This is a genomic window from Duganella alba, assembly GCF_009674495.1.
GTDB lineage: Bacteria > Pseudomonadota > Gammaproteobacteria > Burkholderiales > Burkholderiaceae_D > Rugamonas > Rugamonas alba.
In genome coordinates this window covers 18654-44979 of the sequence record NZ_WKJN01000023.1, presented here as the reverse complement: position 1 = coordinate 44979, position 26326 = coordinate 18654, and the positions used below count along the sequence as shown (strand labels likewise).

The 26326-nt window shown below is 58.1% G+C and carries 23 protein-coding genes, 3 tRNA genes and 1 riboswitch; of the genes, 9 read left to right on the top strand and 17 right to left on the bottom strand.

Annotation, left to right across the window (positions count from 1 at the left end; all coding sequences use genetic code 11):
* Nucleotides 1–44: 44 nt before the first annotated feature.
* On the bottom strand, nt 45–1700 hold the full coding sequence (locus GJ695_RS30520) for a methyl-accepting chemotaxis protein (protein ID WP_154368039.1): 1656 nt from the start codon (nt 1698–1700) through the stop codon (nt 45–47).
* A 244-nt stretch (nt 1701–1944) separates the two neighbouring features.
* Between GJ695_RS30520 and GJ695_RS20650 the strand changes: the two genes are divergently transcribed.
* Nucleotides 1945–3102, top strand: coding sequence for a DUF418 domain-containing protein (locus tag GJ695_RS20650; protein ID WP_154368037.1), 1158 nt, complete (start codon nt 1945–1947; stop codon nt 3100–3102).
* 17 nt (nt 3103–3119) lie between these two features.
* Here GJ695_RS20650 and GJ695_RS20645 read toward each other — a convergent pair whose 3' ends face one another.
* Nucleotides 3120–3728, bottom strand: a complete 609-nt coding sequence (locus GJ695_RS20645) for an IMPACT family protein (RefSeq protein WP_154368136.1) — start codon at nt 3726–3728, stop codon at nt 3120–3122.
* A 139-nt stretch (nt 3729–3867) separates the two neighbouring features.
* On the opposite strand from GJ695_RS20645, the gene GJ695_RS20640 reads away from it, so the two are divergent.
* Nucleotides 3868–5838 (top strand): helicase-related protein, encoded by a 1971-nt coding sequence (locus GJ695_RS20640; RefSeq protein ID WP_154368036.1) that lies wholly within the window; start codon nt 3868–3870, stop codon nt 5836–5838.
* Between the two features lie 147 nt (nt 5839–5985).
* Here GJ695_RS20640 and GJ695_RS20635 read toward each other — a convergent pair.
* The 3 genes from GJ695_RS20635 to GJ695_RS20630 form a co-directional block, all read right to left on the bottom strand.
* A tRNA-Lys gene (locus GJ695_RS20635) sits at nt 5986–6061 on the bottom strand.
* Between the two features lie 43 nt (nt 6062–6104).
* Nucleotides 6105–6227 carry a hypothetical protein gene (locus tag GJ695_RS30400; RefSeq protein ID WP_267874274.1) on the bottom strand — a complete coding sequence of 41 codons (123 nt, stop codon included), beginning with the start codon at nt 6225–6227 and terminating at the stop codon, nt 6105–6107.
* Nucleotides 6228–6257: 30 nt separating this feature from the next.
* The gene (locus GJ695_RS20630; protein WP_154368034.1) at nt 6258–6698 is read right to left on the bottom strand and encodes a hypothetical protein; all 441 of its coding nucleotides are present in this window, start codon (nt 6696–6698) and stop codon (nt 6258–6260) included.
* 158 nt (nt 6699–6856) lie between these two features.
* Here GJ695_RS20630 and GJ695_RS20625 point away from each other — a divergent pair, with 158 nt between their 5' ends.
* A complete protein-coding gene (locus tag GJ695_RS20625) occupies nt 6857–8026 on the top strand; it encodes an acyltransferase family protein (RefSeq protein ID WP_154368032.1) in 1170 nt (389 codons plus the stop codon).
* A gap of 137 nt (nt 8027–8163) precedes the next feature.
* Nucleotides 8164–10932, top strand: a complete 2769-nt coding sequence (locus tag GJ695_RS20620; protein ID WP_154368030.1) for a TonB-dependent receptor — start codon at nt 8164–8166, stop codon at nt 10930–10932.
* Here GJ695_RS20620 and GJ695_RS20615 read toward each other — a convergent pair.
* Nucleotides 10929–11399 (bottom strand): hypothetical protein, encoded by a 471-nt coding sequence (locus GJ695_RS20615; RefSeq protein WP_154368028.1) that lies wholly within the window; start codon nt 11397–11399, stop codon nt 10929–10931. The genes GJ695_RS20620 and GJ695_RS20615 overlap by 4 nt on opposite strands.
* Before the next feature lie 125 nt (nt 11400–11524).
* Here GJ695_RS20615 and GJ695_RS20610 point away from each other — a divergent pair, with 125 nt between their 5' ends.
* Together GJ695_RS20610 and GJ695_RS20605 are read left to right on the top strand one after the other, a co-directional pair.
* Entirely contained in the window at nt 11525–11911 is a 387-nt protein-coding gene (locus GJ695_RS20610) for a BPSL0067 family protein (protein WP_154368027.1), read from the top strand.
* Nucleotides 11912–11920: 9 nt separating this feature from the next.
* Nucleotides 11921–12361, top strand: coding sequence for an STY0301 family protein (locus GJ695_RS20605; RefSeq protein WP_154368025.1), 441 nt, complete (start codon nt 11921–11923; stop codon nt 12359–12361).
* A gap of 6 nt (nt 12362–12367) precedes the next feature.
* Here the strand turns inward: GJ695_RS20605 and GJ695_RS20600 are convergent, their stop codons facing one another.
* Nucleotides 12368–12625: a hypothetical protein gene (locus GJ695_RS20600; RefSeq protein ID WP_154368023.1), complete on the bottom strand. Its 258-nt coding sequence runs from the start codon at nt 12623–12625 to the stop codon at nt 12368–12370.
* 1143 nt (nt 12626–13768) lie between these two features.
* Here GJ695_RS20600 and GJ695_RS20595 point away from each other — a divergent pair.
* On the top strand, nt 13769–17638 hold the full coding sequence (locus tag GJ695_RS20595) for an NACHT domain-containing protein (protein WP_154368021.1): 3870 nt from the start codon (nt 13769–13771) through the stop codon (nt 17636–17638).
* A gap of 115 nt (nt 17639–17753) precedes the next feature.
* Here GJ695_RS20595 and GJ695_RS20590 read toward each other — a convergent pair.
* The 10 genes from GJ695_RS20590 to GJ695_RS20545 form a co-directional block, all read right to left on the bottom strand.
* A tRNA-Lys gene (locus GJ695_RS20590) sits at nt 17754–17829 on the bottom strand.
* 31 nt (nt 17830–17860) lie between these two features.
* Nucleotides 17861–17936, bottom strand: a tRNA-Lys gene (locus GJ695_RS20585).
* 59 nt (nt 17937–17995) lie between these two features.
* Nucleotides 17996–18751, bottom strand: a complete 756-nt coding sequence (gene ybgF / locus GJ695_RS20580; RefSeq protein ID WP_154368019.1) for a tol-pal system protein YbgF — start codon at nt 18749–18751, stop codon at nt 17996–17998.
* A gap of 107 nt (nt 18752–18858) precedes the next feature.
* Nucleotides 18859–19389 (bottom strand): peptidoglycan-associated lipoprotein Pal, encoded by a 531-nt coding sequence (pal, locus tag GJ695_RS20575; protein ID WP_154360638.1) that lies wholly within the window; start codon nt 19387–19389, stop codon nt 18859–18861.
* A gap of 27 nt (nt 19390–19416) precedes the next feature.
* Complete coding sequence (gene tolB, locus GJ695_RS20570; RefSeq protein WP_154368018.1) at nt 19417–20682, bottom strand: Tol-Pal system beta propeller repeat protein TolB; 1266 nt, start codon at nt 20680–20682, stop codon at nt 19417–19419.
* Nucleotide 20683: 1 nt separating this feature from the next.
* Entirely contained in the window at nt 20684–21613 is a 930-nt protein-coding gene (tolA, locus tag GJ695_RS20565) for a cell envelope integrity protein TolA (RefSeq protein ID WP_154368016.1), read from the bottom strand.
* A 15-nt stretch (nt 21614–21628) separates the two neighbouring features.
* Nucleotides 21629–22066: an ExbD/TolR family protein gene (locus GJ695_RS20560; protein ID WP_154360641.1), complete on the bottom strand. Its 438-nt coding sequence runs from the start codon at nt 22064–22066 to the stop codon at nt 21629–21631.
* 5 nt (nt 22067–22071) lie between these two features.
* On the bottom strand, nt 22072–22764 hold the full coding sequence (gene tolQ / locus GJ695_RS20555) for a protein TolQ (protein ID WP_154368014.1): 693 nt from the start codon (nt 22762–22764) through the stop codon (nt 22072–22074).
* Between the two features lie 6 nt (nt 22765–22770).
* The gene (ybgC, locus tag GJ695_RS20550) at nt 22771–23193 is read right to left on the bottom strand and encodes a tol-pal system-associated acyl-CoA thioesterase (protein ID WP_154368012.1); all 423 of its coding nucleotides are present in this window, start codon (nt 23191–23193) and stop codon (nt 22771–22773) included.
* A 248-nt stretch (nt 23194–23441) separates the two neighbouring features.
* A complete protein-coding gene (locus tag GJ695_RS20545) occupies nt 23442–24185 on the bottom strand; it encodes an SDR family NAD(P)-dependent oxidoreductase (protein ID WP_154368010.1) in 744 nt (247 codons plus the stop codon).
* Nucleotides 24186–24316: 131 nt separating this feature from the next.
* A riboswitch (ZMP/ZTP riboswitch) is annotated at nt 24317–24453 on the top strand.
* Between the two features lie 94 nt (nt 24454–24547).
* On the opposite strand from GJ695_RS20545, the gene glyA reads away from it, so the two are divergent.
* A complete protein-coding gene (glyA, locus tag GJ695_RS20540) occupies nt 24548–25795 on the top strand; it encodes a serine hydroxymethyltransferase (RefSeq protein WP_154368008.1) in 1248 nt (415 codons plus the stop codon).
* Nucleotides 25796–25848: 53 nt separating this feature from the next.
* Nucleotides 25849–26310 (top strand): transcriptional regulator NrdR, encoded by a 462-nt coding sequence (gene nrdR / locus GJ695_RS20535; protein WP_154368006.1) that lies wholly within the window; start codon nt 25849–25851, stop codon nt 26308–26310.
* Nucleotides 26311–26326 lie beyond the last annotated feature (16 nt).

Genomic DNA, 26326 nt, shown 5'->3' with positions numbered 1-26326 from the left:
ATTTCTACACGAGCTCATGCTGAATTGGGGGACCTGACCCCGGATTATGCGGCGGCGAGGTGGGGGGCGTGGCGTGGTGCGACCAGCGCCAGGCGCTGCGGCTTGCGCTGGCTGACCGGGGCGGCGATGGCTGGGTGGCTGGTGTCGGAGGCGAGTTTGAAGACGCCTACCAGCTGCACCAGCTGATTCGCCTGGTCTTGCTGCGCTTCGGCTGCTGCGGCGGCTTCTTCGACCAGCGCGGCGTTTTGCTGCGTGACGGTGTCCATCTCGGCAATCGCGTGGTTGATCTGCTCGATGCCGGCTTCCTGTTCGTTGTTGGCGGTGCTGATCTCGCCCATGATGGCGGTGACCGATTGCACGGCGGCGACGATTTTTTCCATCGTTGCGCCGGCTTCGCCGACCAGCTGGGTGCCGGCGCCGACCTTGCTGACGGAGTCGTCGATCAGCGCCTTGATTTCCTTGGCCGCCGAGGCCGAACGGTGCGCCAGTACCCGCACTTCCTGCGCCACCACGGCAAAGCCGCGGCCTTGTTCGCCGGCGCGGGCCGCTTCCACCGCCGCGTTCAGCGCGAGGATATTGGTCTGGAAGGCGATACCGTCAATGACGCTGATGATGTCGACGATTTTCTTCGCCGATTCGTTGATCGCTTCCATGGTGTGCACCACGTCCGCCACCACCACGCCGCCTTGCACGGCGATGTCCGAGGCGCTGCGCGCCAGCATGTTGGCCTGGCGGGTGTTTTCGGTGTTCTGCTTGACGGTGGCGGTCAGTTCTTCCATCGACGAGGCGGTTTCTTCCAGCGAGCCGGCTTGCTGCTCGGTGCGCGAGGACAGGTCCATATTGCCCGAGGCGATTTCGGTCGCGGCCGTGACGATGGAGTCGGCGCCGCTGCGCACTTGCCCGACGATGTCCGCCAGGCTGTCGCGCATGCCCTGGATCGCAAACAGCAGGCTGGTCTGGTCGCCGCCGCGCAGGGTGATCGGCACCGCCAGGTCGCCGCTGGCGATCTGGCCGGCGATGCTGGCGACGTCGGTCGGCTCGCCGCCCAGTTGGCGCAGCAGCTGGCGCGAAATCAGCCAGGCCAGGGCCGCGCCCAGCGCCAGCGACACCAGGCCCAGCGCGATCGCCAGGTTGCGTGATTGCGTGAAAGTGTTTTCCGCGTCCAGGCGCGCGTTTTCCATGTTGGCGCTCTGGTGCGCGATCAGCGCGTCGATGGCGTCCATGTAGGTCAGTTGCAGGGCGCGCATCTTGCCCAGCATTTCATCGACGGCGCCATCGACATTGCCTTCGCGGCGCAGGCGCAGCACGTCGTCCAGCGAGGCGTTGAACGGCGCGTTCGCCGCTTGCACGGCCATGAACAGGTCGCGGCCCTTGCCGGACTTGACCATGCCGTCCAGCTTGACCATCGCTTCGTCGATCTCTTTGCGCTTGTCCGCCACCACCGCCATTTCCTTGGCGGCCTTTTTCTCGTCGCGGATCAGCAGCGCGTTGCGCAGCGAGCGGGCGATCTTGTTGTTGTGGTTCATGATCAACTGCGCCTGCAGCACCTTCGGATAGCTGACGGTGACGATGTCGTCGGTATTATTGGCCAGCTGGCCCAGGCTATAGATGCTCAGGCCGCTCATAATCGCCAGCATCAGCAACACCGCGCCAAATCCCAGCGCCAGGCGGCTGCCGACCTTGAGGTTCTTGATTTCCATGATGTATTCCGTTCGTCGAAGATGACTCGCGTTCCGTGCGGAACGTTGGCGGGAATAAGGCCGGAGAGGGAAGGCGATCGCAGGAAGTTAGGCGACCAATAGTGCGTTGAATAGTCACCAATATACGCGCAAAATTCCCGTGTGGCAATTTAATTGGCGTTTATGCAGCCGTTAAACCACATTCACGCTGTTTGGGAACGATTCCATATAAACTTGGCATTTTGTTCACGGTGGGTGGAGACGCATGACAACAACAAATACTTCCCGGCTGGATGTGATCGATGCACTGCGTGGCTTTGCCATCGTCTCGATCATGCTGCTGCATAACATTGAGCATTTCGATTTCTATTTTTCGCCGGCGGGTCTGCCGGCCTGGCTCAAGATCGTGGACAAGCTGATCTGGGACAGCCTGTTTTTCCTGTTCGGCGGCAAGTCGTATGCGATCTTTGCGCTGCTGTTTGGCGTGACGTTCTACATCCAGTACCACAACCGCGAAGTGCGGGGAGAGGACTTCCGCGCGCGGTTCGCCTGGCGACTGGCGTTGCTGCTGGCGTTTGGCGTGTTTAATTCCATGTTTTATCACGGCGATATTCTGAGTATTTATGCCGTGCTGGGATTGGCGCTGATTCCTGTTGCGCGTCTCAAGGACCGCTGGGTGCTGGCGATTGCGGCGGTGTTATTGCTTCAACCGTATGCGTGGATAGAAGTATTCCAGGCTTTGCCCAATCCAAATCAGAAACTGCCTGACCCGGCTTCGTGGGCATATTTTGGCCGCGCCAATGAGTATTTTGCGCATGGTTCGGCCTCGCAGGTTTGGAGCGGGAATCTGACGAATGGAAAAATCGGCGTGATACGCTGGAGTTGGGAAAATGGGCGGATATTCCAGATTCCAGCATTATTCATGTTGGGCATGCTGGCCGGTCGTCAAGGCTTATTTAAAGATCAGGCATTCTGGCGCCGGGCTTTGGTGTGTGCCGTACTGGCCTTTATTCCGTTTTATATGCTGAAGACCTGGCCAGAAATAATGGGGCTGGGCGAAGCTGTCAGTCGACCGCTGCTGGTGATTATTACTTCGTGGTCGAATGTGGCGTTTATGGTGGTGCTGGTATCGGTATTTGTGCTGCTGTTTTATTCGCAGCGCTGGCTGTCGGTGTTTTCGCCATTGGGGCGGATGAGTTTAACCAGCTATGTTATCCAGTCGATCGTCGGCACAACGATTTATTATGGCTTTGGACTCGGCATGTATCAATACACCGGCGCCAGCTTCGCCTTGGCGATTGGCGTCACGCTGGCGGTGCTGCAGCGGCAGTTCAGCGTGTGGTGGCTGGCGCATCACCCGCAGGGACCGCTTGAAACCGTGTGGCACAGATTGACATGGCTGGGAGCGCGTGCCAGAAATTAGCACGAAAACACCAAAAATCAGCTTGCTTCGGCTGCCTCGTCCGGATCGACCCAGGCGATGCGGCCGCTGCCGGATTCGCTGAGGTGGGTTATCAGCGCGTCGGCGATATTATTGGGCAGGTTGAATTCGAACTGTACTTCATCCGTGTGCAGGACACTATTCAGGCTGGCGCCAGCGATTTCAATTTCACGCCGGATCAGGCCTTCCATGGAATAAGGCGCGCGGCAAATCAGGAAGCGCTGCTTGATAATGGCGATTTTATCGGCCTTTAATAATGCCTGCGCCACGCTGTCGGTATATGCGCGCACCAGGCCACCGGCGCCTAATTTAACGCCGCCGAAATAACGTACCACGGTGGCTAATACGCCTTCCAGATCCTGGTGACGTAATACATCGAGCATGGGACGGCCGGCGGTGCCGCTCGGTTCACCGTCATCGACTGCGGCGGATTGGCCGCCGGCTAATAATGCCCAGCAGACGTGGGCGGCGCCGGGATGCTGTTCCCATAATTCCGCCACGATTTTCTGCGCACTGGCGCGATCGGTCATCGGCTGGATGCAGGCAATAAAGCGGCTTTTTTTAATTAGCAGTTCGTGATGAACGGCTGTATCGATGGTTTGGGGCATGAGGGAAATTTCTGGTGATACCGCGATATAAAACCGGCATATGGTGCCAGAAATCATACGCGAACGCCACGCCGGCGACCCGGAACATACTGCCCGGCGCGTTATAATCCGGGCCGAGTCCACCTATCTGACACGTCCCATGACACTACCATCCCATCCTGCTGCCGACGGCGATCCGGCCGAAGACGACGACCTGATGCGTCAACTCGGTCTGACGGCGCGCGGCATCGTGCTGGCCAAGGCCGAGGGCCGGGTGTTCCTACGCATCAGCGGCGAGGTCGAGTACGGCGGCCGGAGCGTGCCGTATGACCTGGTGCCGGCGCAGGGCATTCTGGCCAAGTCGTCCAAGTGGCGCAAAATGGATGATGACGCCCGTTCCGCCCTGCTGCGCGAGCGCGCCAGCGAGGCGGTGGCGGCCGAGCTGCACGGCTACGTCGACGCCTTCGCGCAGGAACTGATCGATGCCTGCGACGATTGCGACATGGACGCCGAGCCGTTCCTGCTGGCCCTGAACGAGATGCAGATCGCCGAGCCGGCCGGCATGGTGTTCGACCGCATCCGCCAGCGGCTGGAACACGCCGTCGAGCGCGACATGGAGGAGCAGCACGCCGAACGCACGCGCCAGAGCATTAACCTGGCCGAGTATCCGGCCTCGTTCGACGTTGCGCGTCGCATCAAGCGCAAGTTCATCGCGGTGCTGGGGCCAACCAATTCCGGCAAGACCCACCAGGCGATCGAGGCGCTGGCCAAGGCGCCAAGCGGCGTCTACCTGGCGCCGCTGCGCCTGCTGGCGCGGGAGAACTATGAGCGCTTGCAGGACATGGAACAGCACGGCCAGCCGCTGAAGGTCAGCCTGGTCACCGGCGAGGAGCGCCGTCTGGTGGCGGGCGCGACCCACGTCGCCAGCACGGTGGAGATGCTGGATACCCGCACGCCGGTCGATGTGGCCGTGATCGATGAAATCCAGATGCTGGCGGACCGCGACCGTGGCGCCGCCTGGACCGCCGCCGTGTGCGGCGCGCCGGCGCGCATCGTCTACCTGGTCGGTGCGCCGGAAGCGCGGCGCGCCATCGAGGTGCTGGCGGCGCGCCTGGAGTGCGAGCTGGAAGTGCACATCCTCAAGCGCAAGGGGCCGCTGTCGGTGGAACCGACCGCCGTGCGCAAGTTGAGCAATCTGCGGCGCGGCGACGCGGTGATCTGCTTCTCGCGCCGCGAAGTGCTGATGTGGCGCGACATGGTGACCGAGATGGGCCTGTCTGTGGCCACTGTCTATGGCAATCTGTCGCCGGAGGTGCGGCGCGCGCAGGCCCAGCGTTTCCGCGAAGGCGCGGCCGATGTGGTGGTGGGCACCGACGCCATCGCCATGGGCCTGAACATGCCGATCGCGCGCGTGGTGATGACCACCACCGTCAAGTACAACGGCTACGAAGAGGAAGAGATTCCGGCCGCGCTGGCGCGCCAGATCGCCGGCCGGGCAGGGCGCTTTGGCGTGCACGAGGAAGGCCTGGTGGCCGGCTACGACAACGAGACGCACAATGTGATGCGCTCGCTGCTGCGCGAGAAACCGGTGCCGCTGAAGACCACCGGCTTTGCCGTGGCGCCGACATTGGAGCATCTGCACCGCATTTCGTCGGTGACGCATGAGCACGCGCTGGCCAAGCTGTTGAAGCGTTTCGTCCACAATATTGACGTGCCGGATGGTTTCTTCTATCCGCGCATTACCGAGGACCAGTTCGAGCGCGCGGCCTGGCTCGATACGCTGGAACTGACGGTGGCGGAGAAGTTTGCACTGTCGCTGGTGCCGATTTCGTCCAAGGTGCCGTCGCTGCAGCATGCGTGGGAAAGCTGGGCCAAATCGCTGGCGCACAAGAAGGTCACGCAGCTGAAGTCCAGCGACCGGCCACTGCACTACATGAACCTGCAGGAGGTGGAGGATGCGTGCCGGCTGTACTCGGCCTACGCCTGGCTGGCCTACCGCCAGCCGGAATTCTTCCCTGACACCGAACTGGCGCAGCGCCTGTCGCGCGAAGCGTCGGAGCGCGTGGATGCGATCCTGCAGGAGCAGAACTCGGCGGCGCGCAAACGCCAGCCGCGCAAGTTCCGCCGCTAGCCATGGACGAGGAACACTGCCCCTTGTGCGACCGGGTGCTGGGTGCGGTCAATATTGACCGGCATCACCTGGACACCTCGGCGCGCAAGAAATTCCGTTGATTGGACCAACAAAAAAGCCACCCGAAGGTGGCTTTTTGACAAATCTTGGTAGGCCGTGCGGGATTCGAACCTGCGACCAACGGATTAAAAGTCCGCTGCTCTACCAGCTGAGCTAACGACCCAAGGGCCGGAATTGTACTGGTTGCCGCGACAGAATTCAAGTCATCAGGAACGCGGAGCAAGAATAATCAGGCCAAGAAAGCCTATCAGCATCACCGCGCCGACAATATAGGCCAGGGTGTCGTTGAACTTGTCGCTCAGGATGAGTTTTTTGAGAAACTTCTTCATGAGAAACCTCCTGTAACTGCATAGTCCAGTTTAGCACCGGGGTAGTTTGAAATGAATGAACGGATAGCAGTAGCACATAGTCGCCGTCATCAGCACAGAAATTAATATGACGGTTTTCCGGATCTTTTGTTTTTGCGCGGTCTGAATTGTGTTCAAAGCGATGTATATCGAGCAGAAAAAAGCCCCAACCACGCAAAGTCCAAGCACCCAGGACAGGTATTCCTGCTGTTCCGTATCGCATCCATAAGCTGTAAACGCCTCATATCCTGTCGATGCCAGTAAGCCCAGCGCAACCCAGAACAGCTGACCGCCGTCGATTGATTTCGTGAACATCTGCACGAAGTCGCGCCACCCGCCAGTGGCGACCGCCACTGCGACGATAACGACGAACGGCAACAGCACGGGCACCAACACATTGATGGCGACCCAGCCGGGGTTGCTTTGTAATTGGGCGAGGTAGGAAGTGAGCATGCCACCAAGCTAGCACGGCCATTTTGCGTGCTATACGGGCTAGATCAATCGCGTAATCATTTGTTTAGTGCGACACTAAACAAGCAACCTCAGCTATCATATCGGCCTGCCATAAAAATAAGCCGTTTTAAAGCGGAAATTGCGAGCAAGGAAGAGTAATGAAAGTAGTTACAGGCCCGACGCATGGCACGGAAAAACCGGCCCCGTCGCAGTTTGGTTTGATTAATCTGTTGAAAGCAGGCGCAGCGCAGCTGATCGTCTTGCACCATCTGGCCTTCTATGGCCCGATGTCCGATCACGTGCGAACGGTGTTCCCGTCGCTGATCGATTGGCTCAGCAACAGCGCGCGCATCGCCGTCCAGGTGTTCCTGGTGATCGGCGGCTTCCTGGCGGCCAAGTCGCTGGCGCCGTCGGGCCACGCCGGCTACGACAATCCGCTGCGCGCCGTCTGGCGCCGCTACGCCAAGCTGGCGCCGCCATTCTTCGCTGCCACCCTGATCGCCGCCGTCGCTTCTTCCTGGGCCGCCGAGTGGATGACCCACGATTCGATTTCCGCCCCTGTCACCTTGAGCCAGCTGAGCGCGCACGCGCTGCTGCTGCACGGCGTGCTGGGCTATGCCTCGGTGTCGGCCGGCGCCTGGTATGTCGCCATCGACTTCCAACTGTACGTGCTGATGGTTGCGCTGCTGTGGACGGTGGGCCGCTTTGCCGGCAACCGCCAGGTGTCGTGGCTGATGCCGGTGGTGATCGCGGCCGGCATCACGCTGTCGGTGTTGTACTTCAATCTCGATGCGGACTGGGACAACTGGGCGCCATACTTCTTCGGCAGCTACGGCCTAGGCCTGATGGCCTGGTGGGCCAGCGATCCGCGCCGCAAGCAGGGCGTTGCCGTGATGCTGATGATGATGGCGCTGCTGCCGGCGGTGGCCGGCCTGCTACTGGAATTCCGCAGCCGTATCGCGCTGGCGGCGGTGGTGGCGTGTGCGCTGTTCCTGTTCGGCCGCATCAAGACCACCTCCGACGGCCGCGCGTGGAGCGCGATCCACGGCATGGGCAAGATTTCGTACTCCGTGTTCCTGATTCACTTCCCGGTGTGTCTGCTGGTGAACGCCGGCTTTACCCGCTTTGCGCCGGCCGAACCTGAGTGGCAATTGCTGGGCATGCTGGTCGCCTGGTCCGCCAGCTTGGTCGCTGGCGCCGCCTTCCACCGCTGGGTGGAAATGCCGCTGGGCCGCATGATCCATTTCGTCGGCGAGCGCCTCGCGGTGCGCGATGTACACATGCCACGACCGTTGCCTGTGCGCACTAGCGCGGTGTCGTTGCGCTAACAGGAGGCGGTCGAGTTATACCATTTTGGAATGCCATTTCGTAAAGAAGTAATAGATTGACATCGTTATCCCGGGCGTAAGATCGAACCCGGCTGCACCGATGTCATTCATAAAACTTACAAAATGGAGACAACATCATGGCTATACCTCAGGCCTCACCGCGTCAAAAAATATTGGCGGCGCTCATCGCCGACCTGCTGCTTGCCCTTGGCGCCCAGGCGCAAACACCAGATCAACCGCTTGAAGTTGGCCCCACCGTGGTGGTCAGCGGCATCCGTGCATCGCTGAGTTCGTCGCTGAACACCAAGCGTTTGCAGGATGGTGTGGTCGACGCCGTCTCCGCCGAGGATGCCGGCAAGTTCCCCGACACCAACATCGCCGAATCGCTGCAACGCGTGACCGGCGTGCAGATTCAGCGCAATGGCGGCGAAGGGCGCTACATCTCGGTGCGCGGCCTGGGACCGGAATTCAACAACGTGCTGGTCAACGGCCGCACGCTGACCAGCGACACCGGCGGACGCGAGTTTTCCTTCGACCTGCTGTCGTCCGACCTGATCTCGAAAGCGCTGGTGTACAAGACCTCGCAGCCGTTCCTGCCGGAGGGCGGCATCGGTTCGACGGTGGATATCCAGACCGCGCGGCCGCTGTCGGGCAAGGTGGGGCATACCTCGGTGGTCAACGTCTCGGAATCGTATGATTCCAATTCGGAGAAGAAGACGCCCAACATCAGCGGCATGTACTCGTTCGCCAACGAACAGCGCAACTTCGGCGTGATGGCGTCGATGTCGTACACCGACCGCGACTCCAAGCAGAACAAGGCCATCACCGACGCCTGGAATTACCGCGACGTGTCGCTGATTAACGGCGACCTCAATTCCAGGGGCCTGACCATGGCCGACGTCACCACCAGGAAGCTGTACATCCCGCAAAGCTTCGGCTACCAGCAGGAGGACGAAAGCCGCAAGCGGCTGGTCGGCAACTTGACGGTGCAATACAACCCGTCGCCGACGTGGAAGTTGAGCGCCGATGCCCTGTATTCGCGGCTGGATCAGCGCAACAACGTCATCGCCTTCAGCGACTGGATCAATCCGCAACTGCTGGGCGCGAAGTATGACTCGAACAATCAGGTGACCAGCTTCCTGCGTCCCGGCGCGGCGTTCTACGCCAACAATCCGGCGCTGTCCGGTCCCGGCAGCCTGCTCGGCGAGGCCAACTCCAACGACATGATCGTCAAGGGCGGCGACCGGCTGTCGATCACGCGCGCGTTCGGCCTGAACTCGAAATGGGCGCTGGCGCCGGAGTGGAAGCTGGAGGGCGACGTCTCGACCTCGCGCACCACCTCGTACTCGCCGGACATGTGGGTGGTGGCCGGCATGGTGCCGACCAACGGCGACATCCTCAGCTTCGGCGGTACGCCGTCGCTGGTGTTTGGCGATGGCATTGATGATCCCAACAAGGTGCGCGCGCATGCCGTCTCCAACGGCGACATCCGCAACCACGACAAGCTGTCCGAAGGCCGCCTGCAACTGGGCTGGGGCCACGACATCGGCTACTTCAAGGGCGTTGACACCGGCTTGAGCTACTCGCAGCGCAGCGTCGATCGCACCGAGTGGAAAAACGATGCGTGGAATACCTACAGCGGCTACCACCTGCCGCTGCCATCGTCGCTGTTCACGGTGACGCCGATGGACAACTTCATGGGCGGCGGCGCGCAGGTGCCGAGTGCGTATCTGAGCTTCGATCCGTATGCCTACATGAACTATCTGAACCAGCGTTCGACACTGGCGCAATCCAACGATCCCGCGCTGTACCTGGATACCAGCAAGTACCCGAACGGCCCGATGGCCATCGACTACACCTTGCCGTCGATGTGGGGCGTGAAGGAGAAGGTATCGAGCTTCTTCGTCGACAGCAAATGGGAGGGCGGCGGCTGGTCGGCCAATGCCGGCGTGCGCGTGGTGCATGTACAGTCGACCTCCACCGGCATCAGCCGCGTGCTGCTGTCGGCGACCAAGAGTCCGAACGACACGACCTTCATCTCCAATTGGGGACCGATGACCACCACCTCGGTCAGCAACAGCTACAACAGCGTGCTGCCGTCGGCCAACGTGAAGTTTGATCTGACGTCGGACATGCTGCTGCGCCTGGCCGCATCCAAGACCGAAACGCGGCCGACGCTGAACCAGATGGGCGTGGACAACTACTACGGCGGCCGCTACGGCGACGTGCAGACCGGCGGCGGCAATCCCTACCTGAAGCCTATGAAGTCCAACAACTACGACCTGTCGTGGGAATGGTATCTGTCGAAGACCAACTACGTCAGCGCGGCGGTGTTCCAGAAAAACGTCTCCGACTTTCTGGAGACGCGGCTGGTGGACATGAAGATTCCGCAGTTCGACGAAATCGTCCACGATACCCGCGTGCGCAACGGGCAGAAGGGCAAGATCAAAGGCCTGGAGATCGCCGGGCAGTACGCGTTCGACACCTCGGTGGCCTGGCTGCGCGGCTTTGGCGTGACGGCCAACTACACCTACGTCGACGCGACCGCCAGCCGCGAGGTCGACAGCAGCACGCCGGCGTGCGGCTATCCGGGCTTGTCGAAGCAGTCGTACAACGCGTCGGCGTTCTACGAGAACAACGCGTTTCAGGCGCGCGTGAGTTACAACTGGCGCAACCACTTCTCGGTGGACTGCGGCGGCGGCAGCACCCAACCGCGCACCCGCGCCGCCTACGGCCAGACCGACGCCAGCCTGCGCTACAACCTGACGCCAACGCTGGCCCTGTATGCCGACGCCATCAACCTCACCAACTCGCGCACGCATGAGTATGCGCTGAACGAGAGCCAGTTCCTGACGCTGGAGGATGTGGGACGGCGCGTGAGTCTCGGCTTGCGGGCGGCGTTCTAATCGGTGTCCGGCGACTGCTTGTTGGATATTCGAAATCTGCGATAAAACTTGAATGGACGGCTCACGGACAGCGGATCTGAGATGATGGGCAGTGCAAAGGCCCGCTCGGGAAGCAGCGTGAGCGTCCAATTGAGATCTGCGAAGAAGCGAAAGCTCACCGCGTCCGGTTGGCTTAAATCAAGATGTGAAAATATGCCGGTTGCGTAGATCCACATTATTTGCGCGGAGTCCATCACGTTGAATTTTTCGTCGAGCAGATAAATTCTCAGGGCATCTTCAAATGGGATGTCGTCGGTGAGAAAAAGCAGTGTGTACTCGTGCCACTTCAACGCCGCTTCCAGAATGGCGCCGTCGACGATTGTTCCTGTTGGCGCTCCATTCAGCATGACTTCACACTGTGGATTTGTCTTGTCGTTCGGTGGCGTGACAAGTCGAACGGTGTAGTCTGAAGTGCTGATCAATTTCATGGCAGCCTCTGTTGATCGCTCATGCTTTGATTTTTAACACACCGCTAGCTATTGGAGCGTGAGCCGCAGCAATAAGGCATCAGCGGCGCAGCGGCAAGATGATCTCCCGTCCCCAGGAGATCACTATGCCATACCGCTATCCCGCAGCGCGCTCGCTCGATAAACAGCCGAAAGTTGGCGATTTCGAGTGCGTTACCTTAATTCGCCATTACACCAACGCGCCGCCAGCCAACATGTGGCGACAAGGAGCAAAGGTGCTTGGGAATAAGGATCTCTCGCCAGGCACAGCGATCGCGAATTTTGAGAATGGCCGTTGGCCCGGCCGGAGTAGGGGGAGTCATGCAGCCTTCTACCTCGGGCAAGTTTCAGACGGTATTTACGTCATCGATCAGTGGCCTAGCCCGGAGAAGGCGAAAATTTCGATTCGCTTCATTCGAAAGCAGCGCCAAAATCCTGATGGCACTTACGCCAATCCGAGCGACAATGCAGATGCTTTTTGGGTAATTGAATAGGTGGGCGGTATGCCGCGATACGCAAAAATCATTTACGTCACTACCCTGCTGCTGCCCATGTCACCAGCGTGCGCTGTCGAGCAGAGGATTATCTGTCCGACGGAAATTCCAGCAGCCTCAATAAAGCTGACAGACCTGCCTTCGCAGTGGACGCCCTATGTAGCTTCGCCGCTCTATCTCTCATCTGCGGGCGCTGCCGCAGGACCGCCGGAGCAAACTGCAACGCTGATGGGCGACTCTACCTGGAAGAAAGGACAGAACGAGTGGACGACATCATACGATTTAAGCGATGACGGCTTCGCAGCCGGAAAGTGGATGGAGTGCCGCTACGGCGAATACGGCCAGGTTCTGCTTTCAACCCGACTGCAAGATAAAATCAAATCATGCACCGTTCACTTCAGCAAAGGTGAAAAAGCCGGACAACGATCCGTGCAAATCACCTGTCGCTAGCTCCGCTCAGGGAGCTTTTTTCTTTTGCACCTGGCGCTGTTGCTGCTTGCGCTGGGTCTCGTTCTTGTTTTGCTTGGCTTGATAGATCGCGGCGGCGTCCAGCTTGGCCTGGGCGACAGTGCGCATTTCTTCTTTATCGTCGTGCACGACAAAGTAGTCGGCCGCCTGGGCGTCAACCACCAGCTTGATAGCGGCTTCGTCTTCAAGATCGTACATTTCGGTGAGGAGCGTCGTTACCTCATCAAGGAATTCTTCGTAAGTCATGGTGCTGCTTTCTTTGTGGATGTCGGCATCTCGGAAGCGAGCGCCGCAGGCGTCATTGTATCCGTTCAAGCAGAAAAAAAAACAAATCAAGACCCAGCTGCTGACGTCATTACATAGAGCTACTCACGGTTTTCAAAGAGTTGGTAAAGATGTATCTCAGGGGTGGGCCGGGAGAGGATGAGTGCCATCAGTTAGTCAATAACTTTCATTTTGATATCTTATCGACAATATTTTTTGCTTTGGGTGTTGAACTTCCATGAACGATCCCAAGTTTGTGATGTGTAGCAGACAACACTGCTGCTATATGTAGTTGGTTATGGGCAATCCTCCAGAAGTTAAACTTATGAATAGGAAAATCATGTCAACCCACATCAATCCAGGTCCAAAACCTAAGCGAGAAGATGGTAAAGATGATCGACGTCACCACGTGAATCCGGTCAACAAGCCCAAGCATCCAAGCCTCCCAGTGCATAAACCGCCAACTAAGAAGTAATAGTTAGAAGCACTTTAGGAGTCACTTAACTCACTTGCCTCTGAATTTGGATCGTTGGAACGATTTGGGAGTCCTCGTTGGAATATACCAGAGAGCGACCAGACTCCGCATGCCCTTAATGGATGTTTTAAGATACTTCGATTCGAGATGTCGACGGAAGAGAGTAGCGCGGAAAGCTATTGTTAAAGCAAAATAGGGCGCGGGATTTTTCGATGCGACCAGAGAGCGACCAGAAACAAAAAAGCCCACGAACCGAAATTCGTGGGCTTTTCTGATGAAATCTTGGTAGGCCGTGCGGGATTCGAACCTGCGACCAACGGATTAAAAGGGCGTTGAGCGCCGATTAATCGGGGTGGCGTGGTTACGCGAGATGCTTGATTCAACGCTACATCCTAAAAAATTGCCAAGATTCTTGTGGACCAGATGTGGACCAGATGCGTCATTTTAGCCATCTAGACCGGAGATGAACCGGACCTTACATTGCACCTTTCCGAAGGGGGGGTATTAACAAAATTTCACTGAACTAGGTCTGCAATTTCATAGATATTGTCGAAATTTAATTTCGAGTACCAGTTTTTCGGTTGCTGATCAGATACCATGGCATAAGATTTTTACAGTGATGATGACTCGGTGTATAGGATTTTGCGACAATGGCGATTGGTAACTGGGGCGGAAGTGCTGCGGGTGGCGGGGTTAGTTTTCAGGCGAAGGTATCGGCCCTTTGCATGGTGCATATAGCCCGAGCGGCTCCACTAGGTTGGTGTGATTCCGTCAGTGATGTCCCGGTAAGTCTATCGGCCGAGACGGCAGGCGCAGGGGACGATATTGGTCTTCAGCTGATTGCTGGTGGCGAGCTAGAGATTCAAGCAAAGCAAAAACTCCGCGCAAACGATGAGCTTTGGGATTCAATACTAAAACTTTGTCATAGGGCTAATGATAAAGGCTCTTTTTATGGCGTTTTAGCCGTCGGCCCAAGCACAAGCGGCAAAATTCGCGAGCATCTTGCTAGAGATGTCATTCGATTAGGCCAAGGTCGCAATGACGATCTATCTAATCTTGGTCAAACGCTCGAAAGCAAACTCAACGCGGCTCGAATTTCACTGAATGTTTGCTCCCGCATACGAATCCAAACAATCCATGTGCTTGAGCAAGATGGTGCATCCACCCAAGCTGCCCTAGCTCATTTGTCTCATATCACAACCTCTCCTGATGCTGCCTGGTCACGTCTTGGCGAGGAAAGTTTGCGTTTGATTCGCCTTCGTGGTCGCTGTGATGCATCTACTCTATCTGGCATTATTCCCGGTTTAAAAGTTGATTCGGCTGGGCCAGCGATCATCGCAAGTAAACTGCTCGAATGGACGTTAAATACGACACGAGAATTTACAATACCGGCTGTGCCATCGGTGTTTTCGCTAGATGATGACTGGCTAGAAATGGCAGCTATTGCCCGAGATAAGCCCTACGACGGGATGGGTAGTATAGAAGATGCGCTATCTAGTTACCATGATGAACAGCATCGTAGGAACGGGAATAGGCAGGATAAGAAATACAACGCAGAAGCACTGGGATACTTTGTGCGGCAATGTGTCGTGGTCGCCGGCCCGGGTATGGGTAAAACGCTGCTGTTACGGAAGATTGCAAGGCTGTTGGCCAAAAAAAGAGAGCCTGTATTGATCGTTCGATTGAGACAGCTGGCAGAACGTATGCGCATCGGAGACACCTTTGTTGAGGGTGTAATGAGTATCGGGCTCGATGCTTTTTCGATGAGTCAGTCCGACGTTTTATCCCTTGGGTTGCAAAATCTTACTTTCTTACTCGATGGTTTGGATGAATCGGGTGCTGAACAAGAGGTAATAGCGCGAGGCGCGGTCTCCTTAGCTGCATCCTTCCCGCGATGCCGGATAGTTATCGCGACGCGGCCGATCGGATACGAAACTGCCATGCTATCCAACTGGAAACATTACGAGTTAGTCCCTCTCGAATCATCTCAAGCGAGTGAGCACGTAACCTGTTTAATTGCCGCATCTCCTGAGTCCAGCGATGATGATGTGAAAAAGGCGTGTTCGGCTGCAACTGCACACCTCAGGGGTTATGGGGAGAATCGGTTTGCAGCCCGAAGTCCTTTGTTAATCGCATTGCTTGCGTCATTAGCGCTTAATAAGGTGGTTGCAGAAGACACTCGGGAGGGACTTTATGGGCAGATGTTTAAGCTAATTACTCGTCTGTCTGCCCGACAGTCTGATAGCAACTCATTGCCTCAAACGGTCCTAAACGCATTTCTTGAGCGTCTTGGTTGGGAGCTAACCGCCCATCCCTACGCGGACATTGAGCAAACGCTATTTGCGTGCTCGAAGTATCTTGCGGAAGAACTAGGGGAGCGCACGCTAAAAGCAAGATCAATGTGCGATCAGGCATTGGAGTTCTGGGAGGCAACAGGCTTCGTTGAGCGTGTGCGCTTTAAGGCGAGCGAGGCTCTTACCTTCGTTCATAAAACGTTTGGTGAGTTTGCAGGAGCTCAGTATCTGCTTTCGCTTAAGCCTCAAGAACGACGGGGGCATCTCGCCGAAATTGTGAATTCAGAAGAGTGGGATGAGGTAGCAATATTTGCGTCATCCTTAGGAATTGCGGCGGAGCTGGTGAGCTGCGCTTTGGATAGTTCTTCTTATGGCCTCGGTGAAACGATACAGGCGCTTCGATGGGCTAGTTACAGTCGGGATGGATTTGATCCGGCTATTGAGCAGACACTGTTGCAAAGAAGCTGGCCTATTATCGAGGGGCCTCACAGCGGGCAGGCGCTAAAAGTGGGTGTTGAGCTTCTCAACGCATCGAGCAAGCTAGCCGGAGGAACGGATATCGCGCTGCGTAACTCTAATCATTTGCAATGGTGGACTGCTCTTGTCGCTTGGGCATGTCTGGCACGCTCTCGGCCGGCGGCTTTGGATTTTTCTGAGCTTTTAACTTTCTGGGATTCTTACTTGCGTATTGCTGATACGCGAAGGATCAACGGTGGTATCGAATTAAATAGTCCGGTTAGGCAATTGTGGGAGCAGCTCCTACTGGCAGCGGCGCGTGAAGCTGTTCGAAGAGGTATGGGGGCGCAGGAGCAAAAGCTCATAGACAGAATATCCGATTCGGTTAGCACTCAGGGTATGGGTTTTTTTGGCAAATTGAGTTACATACTTTCAGACGCGGGGATCAATCTAAAATCTCCTATGCAAGAAAGCATGGTGTCAAAGCTATTCGATGTGGACTATCTTGATAAGACTCGTCTGAATATGCTCTCTTTGCTTGAGGCAGTCGCAGGAAATCTGCCGGAATCTACTATCTTGGTTGATCCGCCGCTACTTCATTTGAGTGCTTTCTTTCAAAGTACGGATTTCTTAAACATGGAGATTTCCGCTGTGGCAGCTGTTGATGCTTCAGCAAGCGAGGCGACGCAAAAAATTCTTGCGCTGGCTGGGCAGGTGCTTGCACAAGACCATAGCTTACTGATAGCTGAGGTGCAGGCGAAGATCGAAGAGTTGAAAACTGGTGATTCTTTTAGCGTCTATTCCGGCATTGTCGATGTTGATACTGCTGTGCAGTGGGAAAACGGCAAGGTGGACGATATTGGTGACTTAGTTGCGCTTTGCATTCAGCATCCATCGAGATGGATTGTTCAGCTTGCTGCAAATCTTGCGGAGCATCATTGTTCCCCCGAGACTATGTCGCGATTAATACCTTTGGCGTTACAGACTGCAAGTGGAGATGGGCTGGCGGCGACAGCGTATTTGGCGAATTCGTTTCTAGGTCAGGAGAGGGCTCGTGAATTGGTCATGGAGCGGCTTCGCGCTCCTCTTGTTGACGGTTGTAAGTATTTATACGCTTACTTGAGCACTGTTTGGGATCTTGAACTCGATAGCGAAGTTTCTAACCTTGTCCGTCAAGGGTTTTTTTATGGCCCCTATACGGCGGATGCCTGTCTTGAGCTCGTATTGGCTTGTAGCCCACAACAGCAGCGAAGTATGCTCCCCCTGCTAAAAGAGGTGTTTAAGTATTGGGTGAGCGCGGAGGGAGCGTATCCAGTTGGCTCCGGCATCATTCCACACAGCCCCCGTGGTGCAATACTTGAGTTCTTGATTGAGTATGACAGTCTGACAATCGATGAATTATATTTAGCTGCGCAGGAGCGCCGATCCGAAGTATCGATTCCCTCAAGCAAAGCAATTGAAAAGTTGCTCCTATCTTCGGAGGCTGCGAGAGCAGAGCTTTTGGAGCGAATTGATAAGGGGGAGCAGCTGTATAAGCTCTTGGCCGGAAGTCTGCGCTCGACAGTACCTTATAGTGACGATCATGTCCGTGTGATTACGCAATTCCTAGAGTCCTCAAAGGTTGAAGTCCGACATGCGGCATTGGGTGTGCTAGCCCCACCATACTTACCGTCGGATGAAATCAGGCATTTGTGCGAAAAGTTAGTAGCCGATCCTTACCAGCAGATTCGAGACAAGGCACATGAGCTGCTGTCTGCTTTTTCGAAATAGGCAATGGAGGGACTCCGGGGCCCCGGGTGTCCCTTGAGCGGAAGCATGGGACCAGAAATGGACCAGAAACAAAAAAGCCCACGAACGTAAATTCGTGGGCTTCCTTGATTATTCTTGGTAGGCCGTGCGGGATTCGAACCTGCGACCAACGGATTAAAAGTCCGCTGCTCTACCAGCTGAGCTAACGACCCATAGGTTGTGAAACCTTGGTACTCTTTCAAGTGGTAGGCCGTGCGGGATTCGAACCTGCGACCAACGGATTAAAAGTCCGCTGCTCTACCAGCTGAGCTAACGACCCCTCGAAAGAAGCGAGATTATAGGGGATCTATGGCCCAGCTGTCAAATACCCACCGGTAATTATTTGGCGCTCAGGCGCTGCTTGGCGGTCTCGGCGGCCGTCGAGTCCGGATATTGCTTGATCAGGTCCTGCAGCGTCTTCTTGGCGGCCTTGTCCTTCAGCTCGGTCTGGCAGCTGGCGATGTTCAGCATGGCGTCCGGGGCTTTCGGGCTGTCGGCGTAGTTCTTCAGCACCACCAGCTGGGCCGCGATGGCGCTCTTGCAGTCGCGCTGGGCGAAGTAGGAGTTGCCGAGCCAGTACTGCGCGTTTGGCGCGTAGCTGGAGCCTGGGTAGCGCTGCACGAACTCCTGCAGGGCGGTGGCGGCGGCCTTGTAGTCGCCGCCGGTGAACAGCTTGGTGGCCGCTTCATAGCTGCGCTGCTCGCCCGGGTCGACCTGCGAGGTCTTGCCGTCGATGGTCACTTCACGCGGTTCCAGCTTGCGCAGGCGCGCGTCCAGGTCGACGTAGAAGTCCTTCTGGCGCTTCTGGGTGTTGGCGATGTCGTTGGCCAGCACTTCGATCTGGCCGCGCAGCTGCGAGATCTGCTGTTGCAGCTGCTCGTTCTGGGCGATCATGTCCAGCGTGCTGGTCTTGTCGGATTTGGTGTCGATGCGGGCGTTCAGTTCGGTACGCATGGCTTCGACCTTGGCGCGCAGGTCGAGCAGGGCTTTACGGGCTTCGTCGTCGTCGAACAGGCCGGCATGGGCTTGCAGCGGCAGCCAGATCGTCGCGGCCAGCAGGGCGGCGCTCAGGCCGGTTTTGGTCAGTTTCTTCATGTCGGGCGCTTTCACACAAATCTAAATGGAAACGGGGCAGGGCGCGGAATACTCCGCGCGCCGCCCCGTATTATGCCTGTGACCCGGCAAAAGGGTAGTGCTTTTGATTACTTGTAGACGATGTCAGCACGACGGTTTTGTGCCCATGCTTCTTCGTTCGAACCGGTGGCCTTTGGTTTTTCTTTGCCCAGCGACACGGCTTCGATCTGCGATTCCGGCACGCCCAGGGCGGTCATCGACTTGCGCACGGCTTCGGCGCGCTTCTGGCCCAGGGCCAGGTTGTACTCGGCGCCACCGCGTTCGTCGGTGTTACCTTGGATCAGGATCGAGCGGGCTTTGTTCTTGACCAGGTAGGCCGAGTGGTTTTCCACTACCGATTTGCCATCGGCGCGCACGGCGTAGCTGTCGAAGTCAAAGTACACGCTGCGCTGGGCCAGCACGCCTTTTGGATCGTCCAGCGGATCCAGCGATTTGGTTTCCACTGGGGCGACGGTACGGGTGTCGGCTTGCGGGGTGACGGCTTTTTCAACTGGACGCTCCACCACTGGTGCTGGCTCCGACACTTTGACTGGGGTCGAGCAGGCGGACAGGATGGCGGCGGTGGTAACGGCAAAAGCTAAGCTGCTGAGTTTACGCATAGTGATTCTCCTAGTAGTGAAACGCAATTACTGCATGAACGGACCCCAGGTGGGCTCCTTGATATTGCCCGCCTGAGTTGTCAGGCGTTGCTTTACACGTCCGTCGACCGAAACCACGGCCAGCGACTTGCGGCTGCCTGATTGGGTGGCGTACATGATGTATTTGCCGTTGGGGGCAAAGCTTGGTGATTCATCGCTGGTGGTGTCGGACAGGCGCTGCTCCTGGCCGCTGGCCAGGTCCAGCACGAACAGCTGGAAGTTGCCGTCGCGGCGCGAGATGTAGGCCAGGGTCTTGCCGTCGGCCGAAATGCGCGGGCTGATGTTGTAGCTGCCGCCGAAGGTGACGCGCTTGGCGTCGCCGCCGTCCGGGTTCATGCGGTAGATTTGCGGGCCGCCGCTGCGGTCGCTGGTGAAGTAGATGCTCTGGCCGTCGGCCGACCATTGCGGTTCGGTGTCGATGCCGGCGCTGTTGGACGCGCGGCGCAGGCCGCTGCCGTCGGCGTTGACGGTGTAGATCTGGGTGTGGCCGTCCTTCGACAGCGCCACCGCCAGCTTGTTGCCGCCCGGCGCCCAGGCCGGCGCCGAGTTGCTGCCTTTTTCGTTGGCCACCACGGTGCGCGCGCGGGTGATCAGGTTCTGCACGTAGACCACCGGCTTTTTCTGTTCAAACGACACGTAGGCCACCTTGGTGCCGTCCGGCGACCACGACGGCGAGATGATCGGCTCGTTCGAGCGCAGCGCCAGCTGTTCGCTCTCGCCGTCGGCGTCGGCCACCATCAGTTGGTAGTTGCGGCCTTCCTGTTTGACGTAGGCGATGCGGGTCGAGAACGCGCCCTTGATGCCGGTCAGCTGGAAGTAGACGTCGTCGGCGATCAGGTGCGCCGACAGGCGGGTGAACTGGGCGGTGACGGCCTTGTCCAGGTTGGAGATCTTGGCCTGCTTGACGGTGTCGAGCAGCTTGTAGCGCACGTCGTAGCGGCCATCGGCCAGGGCGTCGACGGTGCCGACCACCAGCGCGTCGGCGCCCTTGGCTTTCCAGCCGCTGTAGTCGATGTTGTTGACGTCGGTGATCACGCCGGCGTCGATGACCTTGAAGGCGCCGCTGCGCTCCAGGTCGGCCTTGATAATTTCCGAGATTTTCTGCGGCGACACGCCTTCGTTGGCGAAGCCGGCCACGGCCACCGGGATCTGGTTGCTGCCGACGCCGGAAATTTCAATCCGCATCTGGGCCTGCGCGCTGCCCATGGTGGCGGCGATGACCAGGCCGGTGTAGAGCATGTTCAGTTTTTTCATATCAGTGCATATCCTTCAGCTTGAAGTCCAGGTTAATTTCGCGCTCTACCGTACCATCTTTCTTCTTGGGTAGTGGTGACGATTTGGCAATCGCGTTTTCAATCGCATTATCATAGGCGGTCGAGCCGCTGCCCTTCACCTTGCGCGTGCCGATGATTTCACCGGTCGGCAACTGGGTAATCACGTAGCTGGCGGTCAGGCTGTCGTCCTCGGAGCCGTACACCAGGTTGCTCTTGATCTTGGCCTTGATCGCGGCCGCGTAGCCGCCATCCACCCGGCCGCCGGTCGATTGGGCGGCGGTGCCGCTGGTGCCCTTGGCGGCGGAACCGGTGATGCGGCTCATCTCGGCGGCGAAGGCCTTGTCCTTGGCGGCCTTGTCGGCTTTTTCCTTGGCCAGCTTTTCAGCGGCGGCTTTTTTCTTCTCTTTCTCGGCCAGGGCTTTTTCCTTGGCGTCTTCCTCGGCCTTGTCCTTGGCGGCTTGTTCTTCCTTGGCTTTCTGGTCGGCCTTTTTCTTGGCTTCCAGCTTGGCCAGCTTCTCGTCGGCTTCCTTCTTCAGGCGTGCCTGTTCCAGCTTCTCAAGACGCTCTTCTTCTTTCTTCTGGGCCTTGATGCGCTCCAGGGCGATTTCCGGATCGATCTTCGGCACCGGCGGCGCTTCCACCGGTGGTGGCGGGGCTTTCTCGACCGGCTGCGGCGGTTCCGGCTCCGGTTCAGGCGCCGGGTCCGGCGTTGGCGCCGGCGGCGCGGCGTCCTGTACCTTCATGTCCCAGATTTCGGCCTGGACTTCGGTCGGTTCATTGTTTTGCCAGCTTACGCCCACCCACAGGAACAGCAACAACAGCGCGTGCATCGCCACGGCCAGCAGGCCGGAGCGGAAGCCATTGTGTTGTCGCGGAACCTTGTACGGACCGCCTGCGGTTGCGGGTTTCATCGTTTGCACAGTGGTTTATTTCGTGGACAGGCCTACGCGGGTAATGCCCATTTTCTTCGCTTCCGAAATCAGCTGGATCACGTCGTCGTACTTGCTTTCCTTGTCGCCGGCGATCAGCACCGGATAGTCAGGATGGTCGTTGTGGATGGTGCGCAGCTTCTTGACCAGGGCGTCGCGGTTGGGCGCGGTTTCCGGCGCATCCTCGTCCTTGCCCTTGACGCCGATCGACAGCGCGCCGTTCGGCTTGAGCACGATCTGCACGTAGTCGCTTGGCGGCTTGGTCGATTTTTCCGCGCGCGGCAGGTCGACCACGCTCGGGTCGTTAGCCGACGGCATGACCATGAAAATAATCAGCAGCACCAGCATGACGTCGATGTACGGCACGACGTTGATCTCGGACTTGAGTTTGCGGGTGCGGCCGCTGCGCATGCCGCCGGAGAAGGAGGAAGCCATGATGATTAACGCGATTGACGTTGCAGAATGTTGGAGAACTCTTCAACAAAGCTCTCAAAACGGATCGCCAGGCGGTCCACGTCGTACGAGAAACGGTTGTAGGCGACGAAGGCCGGAATCGCCGCGAACAGGCCGATGGCGGTGGCGATCAGCGCTTCGGCGATGCCGGGCGCGACGGCGGCCAGCGTGGCCTGCTGCACGTTGGCCAGACCGCGGAAGGCGTTCATGATGCCCCACACGGTGCCCAGCAGGCCGATGTATGGCGACACGGAGCCGACCGAGGCCAGGAAGGCCAGGTGCGATTCCAGCGCATCCATCTCGCGCTGGAAGGCGGCGCGCATGGCGCGGCGGGCGCTGTCGAGCAGGGCGCCGGTGTCGACGGTTTCGCGGCTGGCGGTGTAGGTGGCCTTGGACTTGATGAACTCGCCCATGCCGGCTTCGAAGATGCGCGCCAGCGGGCCGCTGTTGGCGCGGTCCTTGCCGGCGTTCTGGTACAGCGCGTGCAGGTTGCCGCCGGCCCAGAAGGTTTTTTCAAATTCCACCGTCAGCCGGCGTGCCGACTTGATCGCGAACAGCTTGCTGAAGATATAGGTCCAGCTGGTCAGCGAGATAATGAACAGCAACGCCATGATCAATTGCACGATCACGTGCGCATGGAGGATGAGGGACAGGAAAGAAAGGTCTTGAGTGACGTTCATTGTTTATCAGTCGGTTTGGGTGGTGACACTGGTGTTGCGCATTTTGTCGGCGACGATGGCCGGCACGGCGCGCGGACGCAGCGCTGAATCGACGCAGCCAACCTTCACGCGCGCCGTGTTCAGCAGTTGGTCGCCGCACCACGCTTCCTGGAGGAAAACGAGGGAGGCGCGGCCAAATTTTTCGATGCTAACTGTTAATCTTAGTTCATCGTCCAGCTTTGCAGGCGCATGATACTCCGCGTTGACGCTTTTGACGACGAACAAGGTATCGTGCTGTTCGAGAAGTGTGTGCTGGTTAACATCAAGCGCGCGCAGCCACTCGGTACGGGCCCGCTCGAAGAATTTGAGGTAGTTTGCGTAATAGACGATACCGCCGGCGTCGGTGTCCTCGTAATAGACCCGGACGTTCCAGATGAAATCTGCTGACATGCTGTTTTGACTACTTATAAGAGTGAGCAACATTCTACGCGAAATTGGCGTTTTGGTTGAATTTTATCAACTACTTACAACCTGCCAAGTATTGTAACAACCCTTTACCAATTATTTCATGAATGAACTGGGTTATAAGCTTCCCTTAAGCCAGGGACTGGATAGGTAGCGCTTGCTTTTACCCCGCACTTCGGTCCGTCGCGGGGTCTGACCCCGTACGGGGTCAGACCCCTCTGTCGTAGTGCGGGTCAGCTGCGCTTGATGTTCAGCGGGCCGTAACCCTGGCACGTTGGCATCATGTCAATGCGGTTGATGTTGACATGCGGAGGGAGCGTGGCAATCCAGTACGCCGTATTGGCGATATCTTCCGCCGTCAGCGGCTGCGTGCCTTCATACACCTTGGCCGCCGCCGCATCATCCTTCAGCCGCACGTTGGAGAACTCGGTGCCGCCGCACAGGCCCGGCGCCAGATTGGTGGCGCGCACGCCGGTGCCCACCAGGTCGGCGCGCAGGTTCTGCGTGAACTGGTCGACAAACGCCTTGGTCGCGCCGTACACGTTACCGCCAGGGTAGGGCGTTGAACCGGCGATCGAACCCAGGTTGATGATGGTGCCGCTATTGCGCTCCACCATGCCAGGCAAAATCGCGCGGGTCATGGCCACCAGGCCGCTGACGTTGGTGGCGATCATGGTGTCCCAGTCTTCCAGCGACGAGGTGTGCGCAGGCGTGACGCCCAGCGCCAGGCCGGCATTGTTGACCAGCACGTCGATGGCGCGCCATTCCGGCGGCAGACCGTCCAGTGCGGCCTTGATCGAGGCCTTGTCGGTGACGTCCAGCACCACCGGGCGCACGGCGTCGCCCAGTTCGGCCGTCAGCGCCTGCAGGCGGTCTTCGCGGCGGCCGCTGATCAGTACCTTGTGGCCGTTGGCGGCAAAAACGCGGGCCATCGCGGCGCCGAAGCCGGCGGTGGCGCCGGTGATGAAGACGATCATGATCTGTCCTTAAAGGTGAGTGGAGAGGTGGACAAAATTGTAGCCGCAAATGACTCACGCGGTTGTCTTGCATTTGTGGCAATTCATATTCTTGCTCAAATCTGGCGCATAACTTACAATTTGGGTTCCATTACGTCTCACGTAACTGGCGAAAAGCTGGTGTGATCTTCAAAACTGCCTCAATATGGTGCGTTTTGGTCAGTCGGCGAAAGGTGGGCATCCACCGGGAAACGTGAGATTTCAACAGCCGTTCGCCTGGGCAGCCCTCGATGGAAAGCACGAAGAGGCTGCCGGTCCGCTATGGCTTCTCTCTTTCGATCCAACTGCCAGAAACAAGTTACTCATTCGATTGGAGTTTTTTCATGTTCGCAAAAGATCACACCCTCGCCAGCGTTGACCCGGAACTGTTCGGCGCCATTCAAAACGAAAACACCCGCCAGCACGATCACATTGAACTGATCGCGTCGGAGAACTACACCTCGCCAGCCGTGATGGAAGCGCAAGGCTCGCAGCTGACCAACAAGTACGCCGAAGGTTATCCAGGCAAGCGCTACTACGGCGGCTGCGAATACGTCGACGTCGTCGAGCAACTGGCGATCGACCGCGTGAAGAAGCTGTTCGGCGCGGAAGCCGCCAACGTGCAGCCTAACTCGGGTTCGCAAGCCAACCAGGGCGTGTTCTTCGCCGTGCTGAAACCAGGCGACACCATCATGGGAATGTCGCTGGCCGAAGGCGGTCACCTGACCCACGGCATGCCGCTGAACATGTCCGGCAAATGGTTCAACGTCGTCTCCTACGGCCTGACCGCCGCGGAAGACATCGACTACGACGCCATGGAAGCGCTGGCCAAGGAACACAAGCCCAAGCTGATCATCGCCGGCGCCTCGGCGTTCTCGAAAAAGATCGACTTCGAGCGCTTCGCCGCAGTCGCCAAGGCGGTTGGCGCCTACTTCATGGTCGACATGGCGCACTACGCCGGCCTGATCGCCGCCGGCCTGTATCCGAATCCAGTGCCGCACGCCGACTTCGTCACCTCGACCACGCATAAATCGCTGCGCGGTCCACGCGGCGGCATCATCCTGATGAAGGCCGAGCACGAGAAAGCCATCAACTCGGCGATCTTCCCTGGCATCCAGGGCGGCCCGCTGATGCACGTGATCGCTGGTAAAGCGGTGGCGTTCCAGGAAGCGCTGCAGCCGGAATTCAAGGAATACCAGCAGCAAGTGGTGAAGAACGCCGACGTGCTGGCCAAGACCCTGATCAAGCGCGGCCTGCGCATTGTGTCGGGCGGCACCGAGTCGCACGTGATGCTGGTGGACCTGCGTCCGAAAAACCTGACCGGCAAGGAAGCGGAAGCGATCCTGGGTTCGGCCCACATCACCACCAACAAGAACGGCATTCCCAACGATCCGCAGAAGCCATTCGTGACTTCGGGCATTCGTCTGGGTTCGCCAGCGATGACCACCCGCGGCTTCAAGGAAGCGGAAGCGGAACAAGTCGGCAACCTGATCGCGGACGTGCTGGATAATCCACACGACGCGGCCACCATCGAGCGCGTGAAAGCGGCGGTGAAGGTTCTGGCTGACAAGTTCCCGGTCTACGCCAAGTAATTGCAGTACCGTGACGCCGGCCTGTGCCGGCGTCACTTGACCAAAGCGCCTATATGAAATGTCCGTTCTGCCAGCATGAAGAAACCCAGGTCCTCGATACGCGTGTATCGGAGGAGGGGGATGCTATTCGCCGGCGCCGGCGCTGCGGCAAATGTGATAAACGATTTACCACGTATGAACGCATCGAACTGGTGATGCCGTATGTGGTCAAGAAGAACGGCAGCCGTACCGAGTACACGGCGGCCAAGCTGCGCGGCAGCCTGGAGCTGGCCTTGCGCAAGCGCCCGGTGGCGGCGCCTGCGGTGGATGCGGCCATCGCATCGATCGAGGAAAAGCTGCTGACCAGCGGCAAACGCGAAGTGGAAACCGGCTACATCGGCGAGCTGGTGATGCAGGAGTTGCAGCGCCTCGACAACGTGGCGTACATCCGCTTTGCTTCCGTGTATAAAAATTTCGAGGATCTGGCCGAGTTCCAGAACGCCATCGCCGAAGTCGGCAAGCCGGCGCGCAAATGATGCCACTGCTGGCACA

Bases quoted from the DNA above. Each gene is read 5' to 3' on its own strand.
- GJ695_RS20640 (WP_154368036.1), top strand. From the start codon at position 3,868: ATGACACTACCATCCCATCCTGCTGCCGACGGCGATCCGGCCGAAGAC.
- GJ695_RS20650 (WP_154368037.1), top strand. From the start codon at position 1,945: ATGACAACAACAAATACTTCCCGGCTGGATGTGATCGATGCACTGCGT.
- GJ695_RS20630 (WP_154368034.1), bottom strand. From the start codon at position 6,698: ATGCTCACTTCCTACCTCGCCCAATTACAAAGCAACCCCGGCTGGGTC.
- pal (WP_154360638.1), bottom strand. From the start codon at position 19,389: ATGCGTAAACTCAGCAGCTTAGCTTTTGCCGTTACCACCGCCGCCATC.
- GJ695_RS30400 (WP_267874274.1), bottom strand. From the start codon at position 6,227: ATGAAGAAGTTTCTCAAAAAACTCATCCTGAGCGACAAGTTCAACGAC.
- tolB (WP_154368018.1), bottom strand. From the start codon at position 20,682: ATGAAAAAACTGAACATGCTCTACACCGGCCTGGTCATCGCCGCCACC.
- GJ695_RS20560 (WP_154360641.1), bottom strand. From the start codon at position 22,066: ATGGCTTCCTCCTTCTCCGGCGGCATGCGCAGCGGCCGCACCCGCAAA.
- GJ695_RS20620 (WP_154368030.1), top strand. From the start codon at position 8,164: ATGGCTATACCTCAGGCCTCACCGCGTCAAAAAATATTGGCGGCGCTC.
- glyA (WP_154368008.1), top strand. From the start codon at position 24,548: ATGTTCGCAAAAGATCACACCCTCGCCAGCGTTGACCCGGAACTGTTC.
- GJ695_RS20625 (WP_154368032.1), top strand. From the start codon at position 6,857: ATGAAAGTAGTTACAGGCCCGACGCATGGCACGGAAAAACCGGCCCCG.
- GJ695_RS20610 (WP_154368027.1), top strand. From the start codon at position 11,525: ATGCCATACCGCTATCCCGCAGCGCGCTCGCTCGATAAACAGCCGAAA.
- GJ695_RS20600 (WP_154368023.1), bottom strand. From the start codon at position 12,625: ATGACTTACGAAGAATTCCTTGATGAGGTAACGACGCTCCTCACCGAA.
- GJ695_RS20595 (WP_154368021.1), top strand. From the start codon at position 13,769: ATGGCGATTGGTAACTGGGGCGGAAGTGCTGCGGGTGGCGGGGTTAGT.
- GJ695_RS20545 (WP_154368010.1), bottom strand. From the start codon at position 24,185: ATGATCGTCTTCATCACCGGCGCCACCGCCGGCTTCGGCGCCGCGATG.
- ybgF (WP_154368019.1), bottom strand. From the start codon at position 18,751: ATGAAGAAACTGACCAAAACCGGCCTGAGCGCCGCCCTGCTGGCCGCG.
- tolQ (WP_154368014.1), bottom strand. From the start codon at position 22,764: ATGAACGTCACTCAAGACCTTTCTTTCCTGTCCCTCATCCTCCATGCG.
- GJ695_RS20605 (WP_154368025.1), top strand. From the start codon at position 11,921: ATGCCGCGATACGCAAAAATCATTTACGTCACTACCCTGCTGCTGCCC.
- GJ695_RS20645 (WP_154368136.1), bottom strand. From the start codon at position 3,728: ATGCCCCAAACCATCGATACAGCCGTTCATCACGAACTGCTAATTAAA.
- GJ695_RS20615 (WP_154368028.1), bottom strand. From the start codon at position 11,399: ATGAAATTGATCAGCACTTCAGACTACACCGTTCGACTTGTCACGCCA.
- tolA (WP_154368016.1), bottom strand. From the start codon at position 21,613: ATGAAACCCGCAACCGCAGGCGGTCCGTACAAGGTTCCGCGACAACAC.
- GJ695_RS30520 (WP_154368039.1), bottom strand. From the start codon at position 1,700: ATGGAAATCAAGAACCTCAAGGTCGGCAGCCGCCTGGCGCTGGGATTT.
- ybgC (WP_154368012.1), bottom strand. From the start codon at position 23,193: ATGTCAGCAGATTTCATCTGGAACGTCCGGGTCTATTACGAGGACACC.
- nrdR (WP_154368006.1), top strand. From the start codon at position 25,849: ATGAAATGTCCGTTCTGCCAGCATGAAGAAACCCAGGTCCTCGATACG.